This is a genomic window from Streptomyces sp. URMC 129, from assembly GCF_051386415.1.
In the GTDB taxonomy this organism is placed as follows: Bacteria; Actinomycetota; Actinomycetes; order Streptomycetales; family Streptomycetaceae; genus Streptomyces.
In genome coordinates, this window is sequence record NZ_JBPQTQ010000286.1 from 1 (window position 1) to 891 (window position 891).

General features: G+C 74.5%; 1 protein-coding gene. It reads right to left on the reverse strand.

Features of this window, described 5'->3' with window-relative positions; translation table 11 throughout:
* The coding region (locus ACSNOC_RS27805) for an oxygenase MpaB family protein (RefSeq protein ID WP_436750340.1) at nucleotides 1-891 on the reverse strand (891 nt) is incomplete at both ends.

Here is an 891-nt window from a genome sequence, read left to right on the forward strand (position 1 = left end):
GTTGCGGGCGGGGGTCTCCACGAGCGGGGCGTCCGCCGGGACGCGCCCCCGGGCGCGGCGCCAGGCGTCGCGGGCGCGGGGGTGGAACCGGTAGTCGAACGGGACCAGGCGCCAGCCGTGGCCTATGACCCGGCCGAGCAGGCGCAGGCGACGCGCGTCGCGGTCGGTCCAGGTGAGGCCGAGGCGGTCGCGGACGGCCGGGTGGTAGATGCCGGTGGTCAGCCAGAGCAGCGCGCGGGCGGTGGGGCGCAGGGCCGCCCGCCACAGCGGGTCGGGGAGGCGCCGCAGGGCGGGGGGCTTGGGCATCGCCGTGATGTCGAGGACGTCGCGGGCGGGCTTGTTGTCCTCCAGGACGTCGCGGCACATGTGGTCGTAGTAGGCGACGAACGCGTCCCAGTCGGGCGGGACGGGCCGCATGCTCATGCCGTACAGGCGCCACCACTGGATCGTCTCGCGGTAGTAGCGGCGCTTGTCGGCCTCGGTGAGCGGGGTGCCGAAGTGCTCGGCGACCAGGACGGGAACGAGGACGAAGGTGGCGTGGGCCCAGAAGAAGGTGTCGGGGTCGAGGGCGTGGTACCGGCGGCCGTGCCGGTCGGTGCCCGTGATCGTGCGGTGGTAGTCGCGCACGGCGCGGGCGGTCGCGGGGGCGCGGTCGCGGTCGTAGACGACGCCGGCGATCGGGTAGAGCGAGCGGAAGAAGCGCTGGGAGCGCTCCTCGAAGAAGCGGGAGTGCTCGGCGACGCCCGCGCCGAGGTGGGGGTGCATGTTCTGCATGGAGCCCGCCCAGAGGGAGAGCAGCGTGCCGCGCCAGTCGCTGAACATCCGCCAGGTGAGGGAGTCGGGGCCGAGGGGGCGCGGTCGCGGTCGTAGACGACGCCGGCGATCGGGTAG